This is a genomic window from Luteolibacter pohnpeiensis (genome assembly GCF_016595435.1).
GTDB lineage: Bacteria > Verrucomicrobiota > Verrucomicrobiia > Verrucomicrobiales > Akkermansiaceae > Luteolibacter > Luteolibacter pohnpeiensis.
In genome coordinates this window covers 54030-74669 of sequence record NZ_JAENIJ010000009.1, presented here as the reverse complement: position 1 = coordinate 74669, position 20640 = coordinate 54030, and the positions used below count along the sequence as shown (strand labels likewise).

Below are 20640 nucleotides of genomic sequence, written 5' to 3'. Positions count from 1 at the left end.
ATTGCTGGCTGGTATGCCACTGATCCGATTTCTAACGGTTCAGCTTGGCGCCAGTCCTGAGGTAGCGAGGAAATCGGTCCATGTGATGATGGGATTGCTGTGCGCGGCATTTCCATGGATCTTTGATGGGCCGGTTCCGGTGTGGGTGTTGGCGGCGATGGCTACCGTTCCGCTTACGGTTTTGAGGCTCGTGCCAAAGTGGAAGGCCGGGATTGGAGCTGCATTGCACGGGGTCGGCAGGCCATCTTATGGCGAAGTCTTGTTTGCTCCTTCGGTGGCGTTGGTTTTCCAGTTGGCTGCCGGGCGGGCCTTGCTGCATGTCATTCCGATCGGGATTCTAACCATCGCAGATGCCGCAGGTGCATTGGCCGGAACCAAATGGGGAAAGCGGCGCTACGGATGCGGTGATGGGTGGAAGACCATCGAAGGGTCACTTGTTTTTTTGGTAGCAGCTTTCTTTTGCGTTTCCATGCCACTCATCATCCTGGGCGGATATTACTGGCTCAACGCCACTTGGATCGCACTGATTTTGGCGATACTTGCCATGATGGCGGAAGGGCTGGCGGATCGTGGCTTTGACAACCTGATCATCCCTCTAGGGGCGTTTTTTGTGCTGAATCGAATGCTGCCCTTGGACCACGCTGCCTTGCTTGCACGATCCATCGCACTGATTGCCATGTTGACTTTGGTATTAGGTACATCGAAGTGGTCCACTCTGAATGGAGGGGCTTTGTTAGGTGCTGCTTTACTCGGATATGGTTGTGCGATTCTGGCGGATTTTCGATTCGCGCTGCCTCTGATCGCGGTTTTCGTATGTCATATTATCACCACCAGAAAAAACCGGCTGCTCGGTGTTTTTGATCATCGCCTGGATGCGATACTTGCTCACGCGATCAGCTGCTTGCCATGGGTGATTTTGGTTGAACGAGGCATCATCAGTCATCAATCGGGCCTGGCTGGCGTGTCCTTTGCCATCGCATCCCTCCTGGGAATCATGGACATGGCGACAAAATGGTGGCTGCATGACCGACCTTCCACCCTGGCACATTCGATGACGAAAGGCTGGGTGCTTGGGGCGCTGCCAGGATTGGTTTGGTTGTGGCCTGAAATGTCCGAGCTGCTGGTGCCGTTCTTGATCGCGTTGATCGGGTCCGCGTGTGTGATTCTGATTTTCCGCAAAGTGCGACCACAGGTTTACCATCATCCAACACGTCTCTGGTTGATCAAAGGGATCACCGCATTGCTGTCATCCATTCCCGCACTGTTAATCAAATCATGAACCATTCAGATATCCGCTTTTATCCGTCATCGGATATACCTCCCCTTCCTTTGTTAGAAGGTTTGCCTTCTCCAGACGAACTCGCGCCGATGTCCGAAATGCCGGATGGCCGGATTTTTTTGCTGAATGCTCAGGGTCAGGCGGTAGCTCACACGGCCTTGTGGTGGAATCACACCCCATGCCTCGAGGGCAATGAGGTTGGTGCGATCGGGGGATTTGCGGCCCTTGGCGAAATTGAAGCGGTTGCGTTACTTGAAGCTGCGGTCAAGGAATTGCAGGCGCAGGGCGTGCAAAAAGTGGTAGGCCCTATGAATGGCAATACCTGGAGACGCTATCGCTACATCGCCGAAAGCACAGGGCGCGGGCCGTTTTTGTTAGAGCCACGGAATCCGGCATCGTATCCGGAGTGGTGGAGGGCGGCAGGATTTCATGAAATAGCGGCTTATTCGTCATCGACGATTTTATTGGATGGCCAACCGACGGTCGCTGATGCGCTGAAAAAGCGCCTTTTGAAATCAGGACTTACGATCCGCCCGATCGACTTGAATCGATATGAGGAGGAGCTCCGGGCGATTTATACGATTTGCTTGAAGAGCTTCGCTTCGAATTTTCTCTACACCCCATTGTCTGAGGAAGGGTTTTTGGGAGCGTATCGAAAGCTAAAAGACCGCATCGACGCAGAGCTGGTAAAAATTGTAGAGCGAGACGGTGTCGCTTGTGGATTCGTGTTTGCGATTGCGGACCTCGAAGCCGCGGCGCGTGGGGAGAAGCCTGCTTTGATCATCAAAACCCTTGCCGTCGATCCCGAAGCAAGATGCCCCGGACTTGGCAGTGTGTTAGTCGATGAAGTTCAGATGTTAGGCTATCAGAAGGGATTTTCCACAGCACTTCATGTGTTGCAGTTTGATGATAACAATGTGCGGCGAATCACCACACGCCATCATGGTGAAACGTTCCGGCGCTATTCACTTTTCGCTCGATAAAAATGAATCTGGTTAAGCTGTTAGAGGACCGGGCGAGAAAACATCCAGACCAGCCAGCATTGGTTGATGTCAAAGGTGGAGCCGACCGCGTGGTTTCTTTTCGAGATCTAGGGAAACGAGTCGCGGCAGGTGCGGCTCTGTTAGACCGCATTGGGTTGAAGCGTGGACAAGTCATCTTGGTTTTCCAGCCGGTATCCATCGAGCTGTATGAGTTTCTTCTGGCTGCCTTTCATGCCGGGCTTCGCGTCATGCTGGCTGATCCATCGGCGGGAAAGCATTTCCTATCGTTATGTTGCCAGCGATTGCAGCCGGATGCGTTTTTTGGTTCTTGGAAAGCCCAGTGCCTCAGAATGTCGGTTCCCGAATTGCGACGGATTCCCATTGCGATTCGGTCTGGTGCGTGGTTTCCACGGACCCGGGCATGGCGGACGGACCTCGGGAATTTACCCTTGTTGGATGTCCCGGATGACGAACCTGCCTTGATCACTTTCACCAGTGGCAGCACCGGACTCCCGAAGGCTGCGATGCGGACTCATGGTTTTTTGATGGCCCAGCACCGGGCATTATCAGAGGCTCTGGACTTTCAAGAAGGCGAGGTCGACCTGATCACGTTGCCGGTTTTCGTCCTGGCGAATCTGGCATCGGGTCTAACAAGTGTGCTTGCTGCAACCAACTTGGCCAAACCAGGTGAGCCGGATATCGAAGCGATCCAATCGCAGGTAAAGCGGCAGCAAGTGACCCGTTGTGCCGGTTCTCCTGCATTTTTCGACGCCTTACAACGCGCTGGAGCACTGCCGGAATTTAGAAAATTATACACCGGTGGTGCACCTGTTTTTCCGGATTTATTGCGCCGCTTGCGAGCGGATCTAACCGATGCGGTGATTGATTCGGTCTACGGTTCCACCGAGGCCGAGCCCATGGCACATTTCTCTGCGGATGATGTTGAATGCTCCGCCGAGCTGACTCGGAAGGGCGGCGGGTTGTGCTCTGGAAAGCCTGTGAATCTGATTCAGCTGCGGGTCATCCGCGATCATTGGGGGACGCCCTTGGGCCCATTGCGGCAGGCTGAATTTGATGATCTGCAAGTCGATTCCGGCCAGGCGGGTGAAATCATGGTCACTGGCGAGCACGTGTTGAAAAGCTATCTCGGCGGAATCGGCGATGAAGAAACCAAGGTCCATGTGGATGGTGCGGTGTGGCATCGTACGGGCGATGCGGGTTGGTTCGATGCGGAGGGACGAATCTGGTTGTTAGGCAGATGCTCGGAGAAACTTCCAATGTTTCCGGCGCCTACGGATTTGCCGGCTGAAGCGATGCGTTACCCGTTTGCTATCGAATGCGCATTTCGTGAGAAATTTCCAACGATCCGGATCGCCGCAATGGCTTGGAATGACCAGCGACTATTAGTGATCGGCCAATCGCAGGAATTCGCCCCCACCGTTGAGATCGAAACTTTGGCGGCAGATTTCGGGATGTCGAAAATCGTTTATTTGCCTGCGATTCCGCTGGATCGGAGGCACAACGCCAAAATCGATTACCCTGAGTTGCGGAGACAGCTCCGGTTGGCTGAATGAGCAGCGGATCAGGCTCACCAGGATTTATCAAAATTCGCGTCACGCTTTCTTCACAAATCAGCCCTTTTTGATAGGATGGCCGGAGGCTGAGAGTCTGCCCCTTGTGATGAACGCTGCAGATCTAACCCATACCCATCGTTTTTGCGCCATTTCCACTCTCGCCCTGGCGATGACCTGCGGGCTGGGTGCTGCGGAGCAACCAACAGTCGCAGACTTGTCACCGGCCAATGATGCCATCCGGGTACCCGTGGATGCCACGTTGTCGGTTGCCGCTTCTGATGCAGATGCGGGCGAACTGACCGTGAAGTTTTTTGGCCGTCGGGTTGGCTCGGCAGATCCTGCTGATGAATTTTCGGTCATCGCGCTGCCGGATACCCAGTTTTATTCTGAGAACAAAAATGGCGATCGCGCTGCGATATTCTCCGCGCAGACGGATTGGATTGTCGCCGAGAGAGATGCACTGAACATCGGCTTTGTGCTCCACCTCGGGGATGTCAGTCAAAATGGTGACCGGGTGGACACGGCTCCGGAACAATGGAAAAACGCATCGGACGCGATGTATCGTTTGGAAGATCCAGACACCACCGAGCGAAACGAAGGAGTCCCCTATGTCATGGCGGTTGGAAACCATGACCAGACTCCAATTGGTGACGCGGATGGCACCACGATCGGCTTCAATACCTGGTTCGGCGTGCATCCGGAAACGCACATCAACCACTTCGCTGGAAAGTCTTACTATGGCGGAACTTCGGAACCGAGCACTGCCGATAACAACTTCTGTCTGTTCACTGCGGGTGGCATGGATTTCATCGTGATCAGCCTGGAGTATGACACCACTCCCGATGCCGCGGATTTGCAGTGGGCGGATGATCTTCTCAAAGCTTACCCGGGCAGACGAGGGATCGTCATCACGCACCATTTGGTGAACACTGGGAATCCAGCCGCCTTCAGTCCATTGGGGGCAGCCATTTATGAGAAGTTAAAATCGAATCCGAATTTGATTCTCATGCACGGCGGGCATGTCGACGGCGAAGGTCAGCGAACGGATTACTATGAAGGTCGTGCCATCCATTCGCTGCTCGCGGACTATCAAGGGAGAACGAATGGAGGCGATGGCTGGCTGCGCATCATGAAATTCCGGCCGCTCTTGAATCGGATCGATGTGCAAACCTATTCGCCATCGCTGGATCGATATGAAACGGACGAAGACAGCCAGTTTTCGTTAGATGTGAATCTCAAAGGAGGCATGGGGCCATTTACGGAAATCGCCACTGTGACTGGCACTGCTGGAACCCTGTCAGGCAACTGGAATGAATTGGAGGCCGGGACTCGCTATGAATGGTATGCCACGGTAAGCGACGGCACGACCACGGTTGCCTCATCCGTGCAATCGTTCATCACAGGCGGAGTGCAATTTCCACCTGTGGTGGAGATTTCGAAACCGGGTAATGGTGCCGTGGTGGAAAGTTCGAGCAACTTGACGCTGGAAGCGACCGCAAGTGATCTGGACGGAACGATCGCCAAAGTGGAGTTTTATGACGGAACTCGGTTGATCGGTGCCGTTGATCAACCACCCTATCGCTTCGATTGGCTGGATGTCCCTACCGGCAGTCACACCGTGATTGCGAAAGCGACGGACAACGATGGTGTGGTGGGTGCATCGTTGCCGATTGCGGTGCAGGTGGTCACCAAAGCCACGCCACCTGATACTTCGACGAGTTCCACCGGATTGTTAAATCCTGGCTGGTCGATTGCAGCGACAACGCCCGCGCCGTATCAGTTTACCAGTCCCGGCAGCAACGTCGGCGATATTTCACTCCGTATCAACGGCAACCGGATTATGTTCGATTCCGGAATCATCGCAGCCTCGAATTGGGAATCTCCAGACAATGGGTCGGCGACCTCAAATGACAACATCGTAAGTCCCTATAAAAGCACGGATGGGTATGCCTGGATTAACAACTATGATAATTCCAACCCGAATGCATCTGATGCCAACCCGACTTGCACGGAAGAATCAGCAGGAACCGCCGTTGGGTTTTTCAGCTATCAGGCAGGCTGGGTCGGAGCGGCAATCAGCTCCGAGGGATCCATCATTTCGTCCAACCTCCCCGATGGCGTCTCCATCTATCATGGCGATAAAGGACTCTATCAGATTTATGGACTCTCGACGGCTGGGAACTTGTTAGCGTTCCCAAATGGCAATGGCGGACTGAGTGGAGATAACGTGATTTCAACGCGGAGTTCCGGCGGAGTTTGGACGGTGGACGTGCGCGACAACGGCTCATCAGCGCAGGATGGTGATTTCAGTTTCCTCTACATTCCCGAGGGAACGTCCGGCGTCCTCAGCGGGATCATGAAATCGGATGGAACGATTGAGCCTCTCAACGTGGATGCCGAGTCTGTCAACATCACGGGAACCAAATCCTCCACCTCTCAGGAGCTTCTTGTGGGAAACGGGAGTGTGATCCATCCCGGCAATAGCGTCCTTTTTCTAACAGGAGACAGCACGGCATCGCTGAATGTTTCCGATAACATCCATTCGTGGTCCGCGGATGGGAATCGGTTTCAGATCTTGAGTCAGGATCTACCCCAGTTGAACGGAAATCACCAAGCGGTGGATTTGCGATTCCTGATCGTTCCGTTAGAAGCCTCGCCAACCACCGTTCAAGTTGAGACAAGTGACTCGGTGGGTGGCGAGTTTCGCGAGGATGACAGATTGGCGATCATGTTTCACCGGGAAGGTCCAACGGGGGCGTCGTTACCGGTTTCGTTCACGGTGAAAGGCACTGCAACGCCAGGCCAGGACACCAAACTCATCCCAACTTCGGTGATGATCCCCGCGGGTTCAGACTCAGCGGAGCTCGAAATCACCATTTTGAATGATCAAAAGATCGAAGGAACTGAGAATCTAACATTTCAGATCGTTGGCTCGACTGGTTATCGCATCGGTGCGAAATCCTCTGCCACGGTCGAAATTCAGGATCGCCCGCTCCAGGATTATCTCCATGTGATCCAATCTGATGGTCCGCTGGCGGATCAGGACGGCGATGGGCAGCCGGACTTGATCGAATATTTTCTGGGATCAAACGCGAAAGATTCCTCAGACACCGGGGTCATTCTCGCAGAGCGACGAAACGATGGCGCTTTTGTGGTTCGGTTTCCGCATGCGAAAGTGGCGGTGGATGTCACGGCAGTCGTGGAATGGTCCACGGATTTGGCCAATTGGTTTCGGGAAGGTGAACTGAACAAATCCACCAGCGCTTCGATTCAGACAGAGGTGGTTTCGAAGGCAGAGGAAGATCCCGAGCAGCTGGTGGCGGTGCTGACCTTTACGCCTCAGCCGCCTGCTTCTTCGGTGTTCGCCCGCCTTGCTGTCACACTCTAACAACCCGAAGCATGATCAAGAAACTCACTTTCGCATTTGCTTTATCAGCGCTTCCTTTGCTCGCGCACCCATCGCCCGAGCATAAGTTGAAGGAGATTGAACAGCATTTGGTGGATCATCCCAATGATCCGGAATTACTTCGGCTCCAGGCAAACCTGTTGATCGAGAGGCGTCCTAAAAAAGCGGTAAAGATCGTCAAGCAGTTGATGAAGGCCGACCCGAACAATCGGGAGAACCGTTTGTTACAGGCACGTCTTGATGCCGTCACCGGCAAGCCGGACCAGGCTCGGAAAGAGTTGGCAGGTCTTCTGGAAGCGGACCCTGGCCTTGATCAAGCTTGGGGATTACTTTCCCAACTTCAAGAGTCCGCAGGCATGCGCGATGATGCGATCACTTCTGCGATTGCCGCGATCGAACATTCCCCCTCCCCTTCTCCATCGCGCATTCTAACATGTGCGGGATGGTTGCAAGAACGAGGCAAGACTGGCGATGCTGATACGGCGATTCGCTTGATTGATCGAGGTTTGGCACGGCTTGGCTGCCTTGCCGGATTGCACGAAATGGCGATCACCATTGAAATCGATACGGGCAAATACGATTCTGCCTTGCGGCGAGTCGATGCCATGGAGGCGCGCTATCGTCCCACCGTAGCACTATCACTACGGCGTGCCGAAATTCTCGAAAAAGCCCAGCGCTATGGTGAAGCGGCGAACGCCTGCGATGCTGCTGTCGCAATCATGGACCTGGCACCCCCTTCACGGAAGAAGAGCGAGGACTTCCAGCAACAACGTGCGGCATTGTTAGAACGTAAAGCGACTGATTCGCATAAAGCGTCTCATTGACAGCAGCTTGTCAAATTGCTACGGGTCTAACCGCAATGGAATATGGCTGATTGAATGTTCCAGGGGCTGTGTTTCATGACTCGACGTCCGGGGTGAGGTTGCATATCGTAGGGGATGCGAACGAATTTGCGGCCTTCTGCGATGTCACGAACTCTTGCGTTGATCCCGCCAACGGTTGCTCTCATGGCTCAACATGCAAACGGTGCATTTACAGGCTACCTCAAGATCGAAGACATCGATGGTGAGGTGACTGCAAATGGTTATAGCGACTGGATTAAGATCGATTCGTTATCCTGGGGGCTTGGAAGGTCCATCACAACTGGTAGCACTGGTGGCTTAACCGCATCTGCGCCAAGCTTCAGTCCCATCTCTTTGGTCAAGCCTGTGGATAGCTCGACTCCTTATTTGTTTTTGGGGGCCGTATCTGGGCAGGGTTTCTCCAGCGATGTGAAGCTTGTTATTCTCGATGAGGAGTCTGGGGTTATTCTGTATCGTCTCACCTTGTCGGGTGTTATCATTTCGTCCCAAGCTACCAGCGCCTCGACTGGTGATGCGACCCCCACTGAATCCATCAGTTTGAATTACACCCGGATTAAAGTGGAAGGGTTCAATTCTAAAGGGAATGTCGTTTATGGCGTAGGCTGGGATCTGACCAAGGGAACCACATTCTAACATGAGCGGACTTCGGTTAGTCCTCTTCGCCATTACCGCGCTGGCTTGCCTATGTCGAGGGCAGGTGCATGGCGATACGCTGGCCTGGCTCGATTTTGATGGCAAAATCCAAGGTGATGCTACGGACTCCAAGCACGCGGATTGGATTGAAATTGAGAGCTTTGGGTTCAATGCCGGCAGGGCTGGCTCCGTAGAAGGAGAAACGGGTTACCTTTCCAAGCTGAGCCTGATCAAGGCATTGGACCAGTCTTCCCCGATGTTGTTCGAGGGTGCCGTAACTGGAGAAACTTATGATGAGGTCACGATTGATTTCAATTCCGGGCCTGACGTGGCACGAGTGCGAATCGAGTTAGGAAAGGTGATCATTTCCTCGCTTTCCATGAACGCGTCTACCACTGCGCTATCACCCACGGAGACGCTTGATTTGAATTTCACGACGATCCGTTTCACGTATTACACTGCGAAGTCGAACGAGATCTATGCGAGTTATGATTCGGAAACAGACACGGGTTCTTCCGGAGAGCAGCTGAAAGATACCGATTCCGATGGGATGCCGGACAGCTGGGAGTTGCTCTATGGACTTTCTGTCGGTGTTAACGACGCGGCAAGCGATTTGGATGGTGACGGGCTATCGAATCTGGACGAATACGAACTTGGAACGGATCCCAGTTCCGGCAGTTCATTTTTCCAGGCTGTTCTAAAGGCCGATCCTTCCATTCCCGGCAATTACCTTTTATCCTGGAACAGCGTGGCCGGGAAAACGTATGTGATCGAATGGTCGCCTGACCTGAAAACCGCATTTACTACGATACGCATCGTAACTGCGACGGATACCACCACTGTCGAATCCATAACTGGAGCAGGGTCGATCGGATTTTATCGGGTTCGCCCCGAGTCATGAGTATTTCCATGGATTGTCTTTTCAAGAATCTCGACAGCTGGAATCCGGAGGGATTGCGAATGGTGTTGAACCGTGCCGGATTTCATCGGACAGCACTTCAAACCTTAGGATTGCCGGAAAATTGGCTGAGATCCGCCGCACCAAGGGCCGCGTTGTTAGGGCGCTCGGAACAAGGCTCAAATCTTGAGCTATTGCTCCGACTCTTCACGTTGGGCGATCCGCTGGATGGTGGCGTGGCGTTACAGTTATTTGGCGATGTGATTCACGGTCTGCTTGAGATTGGGTTATTGACGGCTGGAAGTGGCCAGATCCGTTCGCGATTTCAAATCAGTCCTGTGAAGGAGGGCTGGATGGCCTGTGATTTTCCCGAACGGCAGTGTGATCCTACAGGCGATTACGTGATGGGAGTGAGCCCATCGACACTGCTCTTGTCATCTCTAACACCCGTGGTCGGAAAGCGAGCACTTGAGCTGGCGAGCGGTATAGGCTGGCAATCCGGGAACTTGGTGAAAGCAGGAATGTCGGTCGTCGCCGTAGATGTGAATGCCCGTGCTCTGGAGCTGGGAAAATTCTCCGCGCGTCTTTGCGGCATTGATGGCATTGATTTCCGTTTGAGTGATGGCTTTTCAGCCGTGCAAGGAGAGACATTTGATCTCATCGTCGCAAATCCACCATACGTGCAATCGCCTGGCGGCGGCATGATTTACAAGGAAGCCCCAGTGGGTGAATCGATCTGTGCCCGTTTGCTCAAGCAGCTGCCGGATTTTCTGGAGCCTGGTGGAATTGCGGTGGTAATTCTCAATTGGTCGCATACATCAGATGATGATTGGTCGGAAGTACCGCTATCATGGGTCGCTGAGCGAGGCGTGCGCCGCTGGTTATTCCAGTCCGATTGCTCTTCGCCGGGTGATTATGCGTGGCGATGGATCTCAACCGATTTACGGTTCGCAGACGATCAGGCAATCATCGATGAAATGCGGCGCTGGCTTACCCATTATCAGCAAAATGGGATAAACCGGATTAGTGGAGGGTTTTTAGTTCTGCAAAAGTGCGAACCAGGCGACGAATGGACACGTGCAGACAGCCGTTCACCGGGGGATGTCGATGTGAGGGCGGGTCAGGATGTGCTGCGCGTCCTGAACAATCAAACCTGGCTCAACACCGATCCTGATCTTCTAACAACTCGTTATTCGGTGCCCGATGGGATTCGTTCGGAAGTCTCCATGGGCTTGGCAAAAACCGGATGGGAACGTCAGACCATCCGGCTCATCAGCCCGGCACGCCTATCCTATGATGGCCAGATTGATGAGAATATCCTGCGTTTGCTCGCCCTGGCTGCTGAAGGAAATCCGCCGTTAGCCATGGTGGAGGAAGTCCGCTCCAAGCCGGAACTGGCAGGCATCCCTGACCTTGAGGCGAGAATCACCGATCTGGTGAGGGAGCTGGTCTCTCATGGAATGCTTGTGCCTTGTTAGATCAGAAATGAATCAGGGCGAGCTTGGCTTCATTTGTTCCAATGCCTCCCGCGCCCAATCCGCGCGGTCGTTTGGCAGTTGGTTGATCCAGGCCCTACGTTGGTCTTCTTGAATGTGTCCCAGGATGTTCTGGAAAAACTTGTAGGACAGCTCTGTTGCCGGTAGCGTTGCCGCTTTGTCAGCCAGAACTTTGGGAGACTGCTGTAAAGCATCCGCAAACGATTCATTGGCGGCCCGGCGCAATGCTGGATCAGGCAGCGAGGCAGCCCATTCCCAACTTCCCGAAGGGTCAACTTTTGCATACCGGCTCGCAAGGGACGCCATGGTATCCAGTGTCTTCTCGCTCTTCGGTCCTTGGGAGAGAACCATCACGGCCGCGTCCAGATCATCGGGGGTGTTCTGGGGCAAATGGGCAATCACGTCCCGGATCGCTTGCGATTGCGCATAGGGGCTGCATCCAGCCAACAGTTCCGGGATTACACTGGCTGGGATCGCCCCGCTGGAGATCACACCCGCTAAAGCCCGATCCCGCTCGTCCGGGTCTTCAAACGAAAGCGCGGCCTGCTTCGCCGCTTGTGGGTCAACCTTGGCAGCGGCTTGGAAACCACTGGTCATCCAGTCGAGCACGCCGATCGAAAACCTTAATCGGTCATGCGGGCTTTCATGGACCATCCAATCCAGCGCTTTTTGGGGATCAACGGCGGCCCAGGCTTGAGTCGCTCTAGTCAGAAACTGGCCATATTCGCTTTTCATTTCCAACTTGGCCAAGCCGCGAGCCGCCGCTTCCGGATCCTTCTCGATCCAAGGTTGAGAGCTCCAGGAAAAGCGATTGAAATCGCCCGCCCGCCGCACCAACTCCAGGCCTTTCTCCAGATTTTCTTCCAATGCACGATCGATCACCACACGCCGAAAAGCATCTCCGGTTTCCTTATCGGTGATCGCCACCACCGCGCCCATCGCCGCATCCGGATCCTGCTTTGCCCAAGTGGTTAGCAAATCCGGTGCCCAACGATGCAGCGCGACTAAATCGTCGGATTCACGCAGGAAATTCCAGAACCCAGCTGGATCGTTGTCCGCCCACAGTTGAGCGGCCAAAGGACTCCATTCGGCCGATCCTGCATGCGCGAGGAAAAATGATGGCCATTCATGCGGCCTGAGATGGGCTGCGCGATCGATAAATGCTGCCAATTGCCGATCCTTCGTCATCGATGAATCCAGCCACGGGCGATTCGCGCGCTCTCCGCGACTGGAGGTCATCCGAGTCGATTTTCCATCGCGTTGAGCGGATTGTTGAGAACCCACGATAGGCTTGAAAGCCGAGGGTAGAAGCAAGCCGAGCGCGAACCCAGTAATGCCGATGGCGATGGCTGCTTGAGATGATTTCGTGGTGGCCATGGTCGTGATTTATTCAGATCCCTGCAGGTATTGACGCAACGCTTGGCGTTCTTTTTCCGATAAATTTGCCGTTTCCAGTTGAGCCAATGCCGCTGGTTTTCCGATGGATTTTCGCATGTCACTCAAGCTTGAGCGCAACAATCGCTCTCTTTCTTCGCCATCAAAATTCCGCAAGGATGTATCGAACACCAATTCGGGATCGTATGCTGCCGCATAACTCCGAATGGATCCCCAAGCCTTTGCACGGCTCTCCGCGTCTGGCAGCGTTTCCATCCACTCAATCGCCGATCCCGCATCATGTTTTGCCCAGGAGAAGCCGACGATGTTGCTGAATTCACTCGCTGCCAGGGTTGTCCCGTTTTCTGAGTTCATGGACTCTTCCAGTGCCAATTTTGCAGCCGATGCGGGATCAATGCGTGCCCAGGTAAGAAGTTCGATTTGGTAAGGATCTGCCTTGGAGCCAGGGTGGATCGCCACGGAGGCTGCTTGCCCGGCGAATGCAGCAGCTGGATCAGAAATCATCTGCTCCATCGTTTCATCCGAGATGGATTCCTTCAAATGTTGGGACTCGATCCCGTTCCGCTGGGCAAATTCCAATGCGGCATCTGGATCGCTTGCGACCCAAATATCGGCAATGGATCGCAGCAGGAAATCACGAATCTCGCCGGGCGGCAATGCTTCGGCTTCCCGAGCTGATGTCGCTGGGTCTGGTGTGTACCAGCCATCCGCTTCAATTGCCGGCCAATTCTGTTGAATCGGCTCTCCATCCACATGATCACCACTCAATTTTCTATAGAGCCCTTTCACATCAATGAACGGATCGGCTGCTGCAGCGAGGCGAAGCTGATTTCGGTCGCGATTCTTGAGGAGGCTCGCTGTCGGATCGGTTCCGCTCACATCGCCGTCTTGTAGTGATTCTCCAGCGGCATCTGGATCGATCTTGATCCACTGGTCGATCACAGCGTGGATTGCTTGTTGTCGTTGACTTTCGGTGAGTTGTAGCGAACGAACCCACGCGTTTGCCGCCACTGGATCGGCTGCGGCCCATCCGCCAGCGAGTGCCGCCACAAGGCCCTTGCACACATCCGGCGAAATATCACTCACCACCAAACTGTTCAACAAATCCGGCCGTTCATATCCCAGTTGGAACAGCGCGGACTGACTGGTGTCGGTGAGGTTCAAACTGATATTCCCTTTCTCAAAATACGACCAAATCTGCGGATCACGGTACTCCACCACTGCCGACAGCCGGACTTTTCGAAACATCTTGATCTCCTCCGAACTGGCGATTGCTTCCGTGTAATTTGTCGCCGCCCATGCCTGGAAAAACGAATCTGCCCAATCCGGAATCAGCAACTCAGGATCGGTGTGATTCGGATTTGGCGGCGGCCCGGCCAACTCCTTGACCCGCTCAAGTACAACGAGTGGTTTTTCAAAACTCATCCATCGGCGGAATGCCGTCTCCAATTCGATGTGACGGCTTGGATCGTGTGCTTGCAAAATCTCGACCACCACTCGCTCGCATTCCCCCGCATCCGCTTCCACGATTTCTTGCAGTCGCCGAGTTCCAGAACCCGCGTGCAGCTCACCCCGGCTTGAATTTCTTTCGGCACGCAAATGCCGCCTTGCATTCCCTTCCGCCGGTTTTCCGATTTCCGCTGAGAATTCAGCTCGTTCCGGAATGAGCTGTCGGGCTGCAACACCTAACAAGACCCCGGCAACACCGCAAATCCAAAGACGTTTTTTCAGAAATGAATCGATTTTTCGCATTTTGCCAGTGGTGAGGGTACGAGATCCGATTACTTATTATTTATCTATAGACTGAAGACGAAGGTTGAATATTCGGGGATTGTGGCAATTTTCTAAACTTGGAGTCTAATCACAAAACACATGCCCCTCATAACTGCCGCAACTATTTGCAAAATAGCGCTTCTTGCCGCAGTGGAGTTTTTTGAGGATTTCAAGTATTTGGTTTGAACAAAAATTCACCAGAAATTCCGCAGAACGCGCTAGTTAGGAGCAGCGGAATAACTTGCAAAGTGATTTGGATCACATCTCCTTCCAATCACTCCTGGCCAGCAAGATGCCAAAAATCTTATTCGTGAAATATCTGAATTCTGTTAGGAAAAAGTCCTCCGTGTTGAATTGCAGCAAGTGATAAAATATCAGATGTGAATTGACAAGTTGTTCCAATACGCATAGCAGACTGTGCATCAAAAGCGAATTTAACTAAGATCATCTTTCAAATTTCCATCATGAAGCGATTTGCCACCCTACTTTCCCTCTGTAGCTTAGTTCCTTGCGTTGCAAGTGCAGCCATCATTTATGTCGTTCCGACATCGGATAATACCCTCCCATACAATTCATCCTCTGGGCCTGAAATCAAGAATGACTTTGACATTACGACTGGTGAAGCCACACCAGACAGCGTAATTTATCCGCCAACGACTGTTGAGCCTGCTGCAGACCAAAGTTTCGGATTTTCGTTTGATAGCGTAGAAGCATTTTTGTGGCAGCAACAAAGCACTAGGAATTATATCAGTTTTGCTACTTATGTTTCGAGTCCTCCGAACGACAATGTGGTCGTTTTTGATGAAGGAATCACGATTGGTAGCACTACCGATTTTGGAAGTTGGTACAACAGCGATATTCCGATTAATGAAAACGATTTCACTCTAGGTACCAGTTTTTACGTTGCATTCACTCTACAGCAAGACACAGGTTCTGGTTCGGTGTCACTAGCTCCTGTCCAGTATGGTTGGATGGAGATATTGATCACAGATACGGAATACACGATTCTAGGTTGGGCGTATGAATCTGAGCCCGGAGTTTCAATTGTGGTAGGTGCTGTTCCTGAGCCTTCAGTTCCACTCGTTCTAGGTTTGAGTTCGATGGCTTTAGTTCTACGCAGGAAAAGGCGAGCTTGAGTGTGATCTCTTTCCGCTGAGATTTTTAATGAGTGATCCAGAATTCATCTGGATCACTCAATCTTTCTCGAAAGAACGCGGAATTGGTTTGGGTATTCAGAGGTTGTGGCAATTCGCCATGATTGGAATCTAATCGTAAAACCCATGACCTCTCTGAACCGTCGCCACTTTTTGCAAAAAACGACTATCGCCGCAGGCGGTGCCTTTTTAGGGTTCCCGGCCTTTGTTCGCGGACAAAACCTTAACAGCAAAATCCAAGTTGCCTGCATCGGCGTCGGCGGCAAGGGCTCAAGCGACGTGGATAACGCCGCCGCTTGTGGTGGCCAGATCGTTGGCTTGTGCGATGTGGATGCGCGCAACCTGAACAAGAAGGCAGAGAAATTTCCGGATGCGAAAAAGTTCGTCGATTTCCGCCAGATGTTGCGGGACATGGGCTCGAGCATCGACGCGGTAACGATTTCCACGCCGGACCACTTGCACGGCATTGCGACCTCGACGGCGATGAATCTTGGCAAGCATGTGTATTGCCAAAAACCGCTGACCCAGACGGTGTTCGAAGCTCGCGAGCTGAGACGGCTTGCCACCGAGAAGAAACTCGCCACTCAGATGGGCAATCAGGGCAGCGCGGCGGATGGTCTGCGCCGTGCGGTCGAAGTCATTCAAGCTGGAGTGATCGGGGCGCCGCGCGAGCTGCACGTTTGGAGCAATCGCCCGGTATGGCCGCAAGGAATGGCGCGTCCTGCCGGTTCGAATCCAGTGCCGGATTACCTGAACTGGGATCTTTGGCTCGGGCCAGCTGGCCAGCGCCCGTATTTGGATGGCGTCTACCACGATTTCAAATGGCGTGGCTGGAATGATTTCGGAACTGGCGCCCTCGGTGACATGGCATGCCACACGGTCAATATGCCATTTCGTGCCCTGAAACTTGGCTATCCGAGTGCGGTGGAATGCGAGATGGCTTCGCGAATTTATCCCGAAACCTATCCGCTGAGCTCACGCATCCGATTCGAGTTTCCAGAACGCGATGGCTTACCTCCGTTGAAGTTCTGGTGGTATGATGGAGCTCCCGGATCGGACTTCAAACCGCTGAGGCCTTATCCTGATATCGTTCGTGAAGTGGTGGAAATGAATGGTTCGTTACCTCCCAGTGGCTGTTTAGTCGTTGGCGATGAGGGATCTGTCTTTTCTCCAGACGATTATGGATCGAAGTTCTTCATCAAGCTCAAGGGTGACGAGAAATTCATTGCTGGCGATGATCATCCTGCTGCGAAGCCGGTGCCGGTGACGATCCCGCGTTCGCCGGGACACGATCAGGAGTGGTTTGCGATGATGAAAGACGGAACCCCGGCGTATTCGAATTTCGAGATTTCGGCATATCTAACAGAAATCATTCTTCTCGGCTGCATTGCCCTGCGCGTTGGCGAAGGAGTGAAGATGGATTGGGATGGCCCGAACATGAAATCGCCGAACTGCCCGCAAGCCGCGCAATTCGTGAAGCGGGAAAATCGCTCCGGGTGGTGATTTCTAACCGGCTTCATCCAGGCATTGCTTTGCCAGTTTCGCCAAGGTCTTGATGGCTTTGGCGGAACGTTCGTCAAACGCGGATCCGCAGCTGAGCCGGAAGCAGTTGCGCATTCGTCCTGTTGGCGTGAATACGGTGCCTGGCACCAGACTGATCCCTGCGGCGAATGCACGCACGGCGAACGCTTCAGAGTCAAATTGGCGTGGCATCTCCACCCAAAGGACAAAGCCACCTGAAGGAAGATTCACCCGTGTTCCTTCCGGAAATGCTTCCAGCACTGCGTCGCGGATTTGCGTGCAGCGCTGCACATACAGGGTGCGGATGCGCCGCAAATGTCGATCATATCCGCCGACGTCGAAAAACTCCGCCACTACCAATTCAGAAATCGTTCCACTAGCCATGTAGTAGACGGATTTCAGCCGGCGTAGGCGTTGATAGTATTTCTCATTGGCAACCCAGCCGACACGCAAACCCGGAGCGAGGATTTTCGAAACGGCACCGCAGTGGATCACCCGATGATCCTGATCGAAATGAGCGAGCGGCAGCGGGCGCACGCCGTGGTGGCAGATTTCCCCATGAAGATCGTCCTCGATCAGGACGAAATCGTGTTGGATCGCCAATTGAACCAGCTCGGCCTTCGCTTGATCCGACATGCAGGAGCCGACTGGATTCTGGTAACTGGGTTGTACGATGCATGCCGTAACAGGAAATCGCTCAAGGAGATTTTTGAAGGTTTCCAGATCGAATCCGTTGCGGGCATCCACTGGGACTTCCAACGCTTGCAAGCCCATGTCGTTGAGCATTTGCAAAATGCCGAAATAGGTTGGCGATTCGACGGCGACCAAGTCCCCTGGCTTGGTGGTTGCCATTAATGACAGGGCAATGGCTTCGGTTGCGCCTTGAGTTGTTAGAATTTTTCCCGCGCCAATTTTCACGCCTGCGGAAAGCAATCGGCGGGAAACTGAGGCGCGCAGTTCATTGCGGCCTGGTGACATCGTGTAACGAAATGCCGCTGCGCCGTGGCGGCGTAAAATTCCATTGGTGATCGATGCCAGTCTTGCACTTGGAATGATGTCATCGCCCGGGATGGATGCCCCGAAAGGAACGACATCCGGGTTGGAAGTCGCATCCATCACGGCTTCAAAAATTTGGCGATATTCCACTTCTACCGGCTTTGCCACATGACGGGCGGCGCGCGGCAGTTCACCACTGGAGATTCGTGGCGGTCGGACGTAGTAACCGGAGCGTGGACGGCTTTCGATCAACCCCTGATCTTCCAGCCGGCCATACGCTTCCAAAACCGTAGTCACACTGACCCGTTGATCGCGACTCATACGCCGTACCGAGGGCATTCGCGATCCGGCAGGAAAGGTGCCGGAACCGATCAGCGTTGAAAGCCGTTGCGCGAGATCTTGATAAAGCGGTGCGGTCATGAACATGGAGAGATTATTTGAACCTCACGAAACCAAATAGTTACAGATTTGATGTTGCGACACCAGTACAGATTTAGAAAATAGCTCTGTACTGCATAACTGTTATTTATTCTGTATCTGTTATGGTGCCGGAAATGATGCGAGGTTGGTTCGTCATGAAAGCAACTTGTCCATCAAATCCCGTGGCGCCAACCGGTCGCGTCACAACCCGTGGGAATTTGAACTTCCCACTCCTCGCTAAATTGAAAGCTGCCTGGCAGTTTTATATGTCGACTCCGTTCAGCTGTGAGCTGACTGCTGGCTGGATGACCCGGTCCTCCCGGAAGGAAAAACGCTGAGCTGCGGCGGACTGAAGCGGACCAGGTTGTCAAAATCCGGCAGCCTGGCCATCTTTGCGGCTTTCCGAGGCACCGTGATAGACTCCGTTTTCGGGGTCGCGCAGGATGCCTTGGTAGCCACCAAAGGCGCCATTGCCGATGCGAATGTCGTGCCCGCGCTGTTTCAGGCCGCGAACGGTTTCCCAAGGGATTCCGGTTTCAAGCTCGACGTAGCCACCATCGGTCATCGTTTCGCCAGTCGGTTCGGATGAGCCGAAGTGCTGCCAGCGTGCGGCATCCCCGGCTTCCTGAACGTTCATGTGGAAATCGATCAGGTTCACCAGGATCTGCACATGGCCTTGCGGTTGCATGCCGCCGCCCATCACGCCGAAACTGAGCCACGGTTTGCCATCTTTGGTGACGAATCCGGGAATGATCGTGTGAAATGGTCGCTTGCCGGGCGCGTAGACATTCGCGTGCCCGGGGATCAGCGAAAAAAGCTGGCCGCGATCCTGAAAGCCGAAGCCAAGCCCGGGAACGACAACGCCGGAGCCCATTCCACGGAAATTGCTCTGGATCAGCGAAACCATGTTGCCCTTGGAATCCGCAGTCGTCAGGTAAATCGTGTCACCGCTGCGCAGCGGTTTCCCCGCATCGATGCGTTTTGCGGCCCGCAGTGGATCGATGAGAGCATCGCGTTGCGCGGCATACTCGTCGGACAGCAGGAAATCGATCGGTGCTGCGGTAAAATCCGGGTCGGCATAGAATTTTGCCCGATCTTCGTAGACCAGTTTCTTGGCCTCAATCATGAGGTGTAGAAACTCGGGCGTGTTGTATCCGAGTGCTGCTAATTCGTGCCTTTCCAGAATCTTGAGCATTTGCAGCGCGGCCATTCCCTGCCCGTTTGGCGGCAATTCAAAGACGTCGTAGCCGCGGTAGTTCACCGAAACTGGATCGACCCATTCCGAGTGATGGGCGGCAAAGTCGGCCCTGCGCAGATAGCCGCCATTCGCCTGGAAAAAGGCGTCGATTTCATCCGCGATTTCACCCCGATAGAAAACCTCCGCTCCGCCTTGGGCGATGCGTTCGTAGGTGCGGGCAAGGTCTGGATTGCGGAAAATTTCGCCACTACGCGGAGCATGGCCATTCAGTGTGAAGGTTTCCCGAAACGCGCCGGGCTGGTCCTGCAAAACCGGGACAGATTTGTCCCAGTAGTAGGCAATCAATTCACTGACCGGGAATCCGTCTTTCGCGTAGTAGATCGCCGGGGCCAGAACTTCCTCCATCGGCAATTTGCCAAATTTCTCGTGCAGGGTGAACCAGCCATCGACTGCGCCAGGAACCGAAATCGAAAGCATGCCGTAGGGCGGTAGGGCTTCTAGATTTTGTGCTGCCAGTTCCTGTTTCAGGGCGTCGAAACTGAGCCCCATGGGTGAGCGACCGCTGCCGTTGAGCCCGTAGAGTTTTTGAGTTTCCGCGTCCCAGACGATGGCAAACAAATCGCCGCCGATGCCGCAGCTGACGGGCTCCATCAGCCCGAGTGCTGCGTTTGCAGCGATGGCGGCATCCATGGCGGAACCGCCGTCTTGCAGGATTTTGAGGCCAACCTGAGTGGCGAGTGGCTGGCTGGTCGCAACCATGCCGCCGCTGGCGACGATTTCGGAACGGGTGGCGAAGGGTTTTCCAGTTAAGCGATCCACTTGGGCGTGCGAGCTCCCTGCGAGCAGCCAGAGACTAGCAAGGGTCGCTCCAAAAGCATTGCTGATTCGAATTGGCACGTGTTTTTCAAGTTTTTGGGAGGAAAGTGGCGGCATCAGTCCGGTCGAGCAGTGAGCGGGCCAATCGATCTACCGTGTAGTGGATTGGATGAGTAAAGCTAGGCGGGGTCCAGAGAGTAAATGGTTTGCGCATGTTGAAGGGTAGCTTATGCCA

Annotated in this window: 14 protein-coding genes; 10 read left to right on the top strand and 4 right to left on the bottom strand. The window is 53.8% G+C overall.

Annotation, left to right across the window (positions count from 1 at the left end):
* Positions 1–13 precede the first annotated feature (13 nt).
* From JIN85_RS07635 to JIN85_RS07600, 8 genes are all read left to right on the top strand, one after another.
* A complete protein-coding gene (locus JIN85_RS07635) occupies positions 14–1279 on the top strand; it encodes a diacylglycerol/polyprenol kinase family protein (protein ID WP_200269282.1) in 1266 nt (421 codons plus the stop codon).
* Complete coding sequence (locus tag JIN85_RS07630) at positions 1276–2262, top strand: GNAT family N-acetyltransferase (protein WP_200269280.1); 987 nt, start codon at positions 1276–1278, stop codon at positions 2260–2262. Before JIN85_RS07635 ends, JIN85_RS07630 begins: the two co-directional genes overlap by 4 nt.
* Positions 2263–2264: 2 nt before the next feature.
* Complete coding sequence (locus tag JIN85_RS07625; RefSeq protein ID WP_200269278.1) at positions 2265–3836, top strand: AMP-binding protein; 1572 nt, start codon at positions 2265–2267, stop codon at positions 3834–3836.
* 106 nt (positions 3837–3942) lie between these two features.
* A complete protein-coding gene (locus tag JIN85_RS07620; protein ID WP_234047305.1) occupies positions 3943–7224 on the top strand; it encodes an Ig-like domain-containing protein in 3282 nt (1093 codons plus the stop codon).
* 11 nt (positions 7225–7235) lie between these two features.
* On the top strand, positions 7236–8066 hold the full coding sequence (locus JIN85_RS07615) for a tetratricopeptide repeat protein (protein ID WP_200269274.1): 831 nt from the start codon (positions 7236–7238) through the stop codon (positions 8064–8066).
* A 141-nt stretch (positions 8067–8207) separates the two neighbouring features.
* Positions 8208–8738 carry an Hcp family type VI secretion system effector gene (locus JIN85_RS07610; RefSeq protein ID WP_200269272.1) on the top strand — a complete coding sequence of 177 codons (531 nt, stop codon included), beginning with the start codon at positions 8208–8210 and terminating at the stop codon, positions 8736–8738.
* A 1-nt stretch (position 8739) separates the two neighbouring features.
* Entirely contained in the window at positions 8740–9639 is a 900-nt protein-coding gene (locus JIN85_RS07605) for an Hcp family type VI secretion system effector (protein WP_200269270.1), read from the top strand.
* Positions 9636–11114, top strand: a complete 1479-nt coding sequence (locus tag JIN85_RS07600) for a methyltransferase (protein WP_200269268.1) — start codon at positions 9636–9638, stop codon at positions 11112–11114. Before JIN85_RS07605 ends, JIN85_RS07600 begins: the two co-directional genes overlap by 4 nt.
* A gap of 12 nt (positions 11115–11126) precedes the next feature.
* On the opposite strand, the gene JIN85_RS07595 is transcribed toward JIN85_RS07600, so the two are convergent.
* Together JIN85_RS07595 and JIN85_RS07590 are read right to left on the bottom strand one after the other, a co-directional pair.
* The gene (locus JIN85_RS07595; protein ID WP_200269266.1) at positions 11127–12509 is read right to left on the bottom strand and encodes a hypothetical protein; all 1383 of its coding nucleotides are present in this window, start codon (positions 12507–12509) and stop codon (positions 11127–11129) included.
* A gap of 9 nt (positions 12510–12518) precedes the next feature.
* Entirely contained in the window at positions 12519–14279 is a 1761-nt protein-coding gene (locus JIN85_RS07590) for a hypothetical protein (RefSeq protein WP_200269264.1), read from the bottom strand.
* 485 nt (positions 14280–14764) lie between these two features.
* Between JIN85_RS07590 and JIN85_RS07585 the strand changes: the two genes are divergently transcribed.
* Positions 14765–15436, top strand: a complete 672-nt coding sequence (locus JIN85_RS07585; protein WP_200269262.1) for a PEP-CTERM sorting domain-containing protein — start codon at positions 14765–14767, stop codon at positions 15434–15436.
* A 144-nt stretch (positions 15437–15580) separates the two neighbouring features.
* A complete protein-coding gene (locus tag JIN85_RS07580; protein ID WP_200269260.1) occupies positions 15581–16957 on the top strand; it encodes a Gfo/Idh/MocA family protein in 1377 nt (458 codons plus the stop codon).
* A 3-nt stretch (positions 16958–16960) separates the two neighbouring features.
* Here the strand turns inward: JIN85_RS07580 and JIN85_RS07575 are convergent, their stop codons facing one another.
* Positions 16961–18391, bottom strand: coding sequence for an aminotransferase-like domain-containing protein (locus JIN85_RS07575; RefSeq protein WP_200269258.1), 1431 nt, complete (start codon positions 18389–18391; stop codon positions 16961–16963).
* Between the two features lie 367 nt (positions 18392–18758).
* The gene (gene ggt, locus JIN85_RS07570; protein WP_200269256.1) at positions 18759–20486 is read right to left on the bottom strand and encodes a gamma-glutamyltransferase; all 1728 of its coding nucleotides are present in this window, start codon (positions 20484–20486) and stop codon (positions 18759–18761) included.
* Positions 20487–20640 lie beyond the last annotated feature (154 nt).